Genomic DNA, 1,977 nt, shown 5'->3' on the forward strand with positions numbered 1-1,977 from the left:
TTCAGTACCGTACGTAGTGTTTCGGCGTCGACCGCTCCATCGACCTTGACCACAGCACGTCCGATCCGAACTTCGATCGTGCCCACGCTCGCGGCGGGCTTTACGATTAGCTGTTCCTGTTGGACCGACGGTGTCGGAGTGACTGTGCCCGGCGCGTCCTCCACGACCGTCACCGGAACAAGCTCGGTTGATACGGCGAGCTGCTCGGCCCGATATCGACGTCGCCACTTGAACAACATATTGGCGTTGATGCCATGCTCTCTGGCGAGTTTCGAAACCGAGACGCCCGGCTCACACGCCGCTGCAGCCAGACGGCGTCGAAATTCAGGGCTGTGGTTTGGGCTTCCTCTACGCGTTCCTGAGGCCAGCTTCTCTTCCGATCCCAAAGTGGTTCCCGCTACTTGAAGTCTGGTCTTTACCCACAAATAAGGTCATTCGTTCTGCCTAAAGATGCGGTACATCTCCGTAATCTCGTGCAGAGCGAGAAAGCCGCGCCACATAACGGTTGGCCCAGGTGGACGATCATGCTTGCGCGCGAGGTAACCTCCGAGTTTTGCGATCCATAGCACGACCTGCGTCAGCGTTGGAAGCCGAGCAGGCAACGTCGTCGTGTTGTGTACGCGGCAATACAACGCGCGCCATTCAAGTGGTTGAAGCAGCACATCGCATGGAAGTTCGCCGTCTATTCGGGCCAGCAACGTCGCGTACAAGATGCGCCAACTGATTACGGCAAATAAGGCGGTGGCACGCACGAATCGATCGAGATTGCCGAATTGCCGTGCCTCGACGCGACAACCGCTCTTGAGTATGCGATGCCACGACTCGATCGTCCAACGCCGCTCATACCATTCCAGGCGCTCCAGTGCTTCTTCGCGAGTATTTGTGGGCACCGAAGTGAGTAGCATCCATTCAAGGGGTTCATGACCTTCGGCAACATCCGCTTCTATGGCGTGAATCGCGAACACCTCAACGTTGGGTAATCTTCTGGGGCGTCGATAGCGCGGTGGGCGCAAGCTCACCGGCGCGCATCGCAATGTTAGGCGTGCGGTGCGTGCGATCGTGCTACCCGAACCTGGAATCTTCAATTCAGTGAAGCCTAGCACCGGCGCTGCAACGATCGTCTCCCACAGATACTTCTGCGGATGCGCCACCCTGCGATTCCAGCTCGCACGGACTAGCCAGTCGACGCCAGCAGGGCGATCGGCCCTGAATACGTCGTAGATGTCTCCCTCACGATCGCATACGCCAATGCAATGCGTCTGCGGACAATGCGCTTTGAGCGCGCTCAGGTGTTCCACTCCTTCAAGCCATTTCGCGCTTTCCTTCTCCCCGATCGTGCGCCGCCTGCGCAACTCGCCCTTACCGCGCTCCTCGGGTGTACGCGTCCAGGTCTTCATACCCAACACACCCAACGGCAACCCTTCTGGGGTTACCGCCAGCATGCTATGCATCATAAAACCGCGAAGATTATGGCCTGCGCAATGGCCTAGACCTTCCGTCGCATGCAGATGCGTAAGATTGAATTCGGTCGTGTCCTGTACAGCCAACACGACCGACGCCTCCCGCATGCGTTCGAGCGTTCGACCAATATGCGAACCGAGCACGCCGTCAGGATCTACCTTCGGATTATCAAAAAACCGGTACGCAGCTTTAAGGTCCGCGCCTTTAAGCGACTGGGGAAAAGAACATTGTGGAGCGCCCGACAATCTACCTGCAAGTGCGATCAAGCGCTGAGTTAGGCGAGCGTCACCCAGTTGCGCCGCGCCGAACTCAACACTTGCCCAGTCATCGGGATCGCTCGCATCAGACAATGTTGAACATCGCCCACAAATGTCGTATGGGCGGAAGTTAACATCACTCGTCGCAGTTTACAAGTCAACCCGCCAAAGATGTGGGTAAAGACCAGACTTGAAGTGGTGGGAACCACTTTGGCGTCTCTGATTGCGCGAATCAAGACGGCCGTGCCGCGACGCTTAC

Annotated in this window: 3 protein-coding genes; all 3 read right to left on the bottom strand. The window is 57.4% G+C overall.

Annotated elements, in window-relative coordinates; all coding sequences use genetic code 11:
• Positions 1 to 386: IS66-like element accessory protein TnpA (gene tnpA, locus IAG25_RS41065; RefSeq protein WP_187609885.1), on the bottom strand; the 386-nt coding region annotated here is incomplete at its 3' end.
• A gap of 45 nt (positions 387 to 431) precedes the next feature.
• A complete protein-coding gene (locus tag IAG25_RS41070) occupies positions 432 to 1,727 on the bottom strand; it encodes an IS4 family transposase (RefSeq protein WP_255504355.1) in 1,296 nt (431 codons plus the stop codon).
• An 8-nt stretch (positions 1,728 to 1,735) separates the two neighbouring features.
• Positions 1,736 to 1,977, bottom strand: a 242-nt coding sequence (locus IAG25_RS41300) for a hypothetical protein (protein WP_222946883.1), incomplete at its 5' end; no start/stop codon positions are given.

Origin of the sequence: Caballeronia sp. EK, assembly GCF_014384845.1 — a bacterium.
GTDB lineage: Bacteria > Pseudomonadota > Gammaproteobacteria > Burkholderiales > Burkholderiaceae > Caballeronia > Caballeronia jiangsuensis.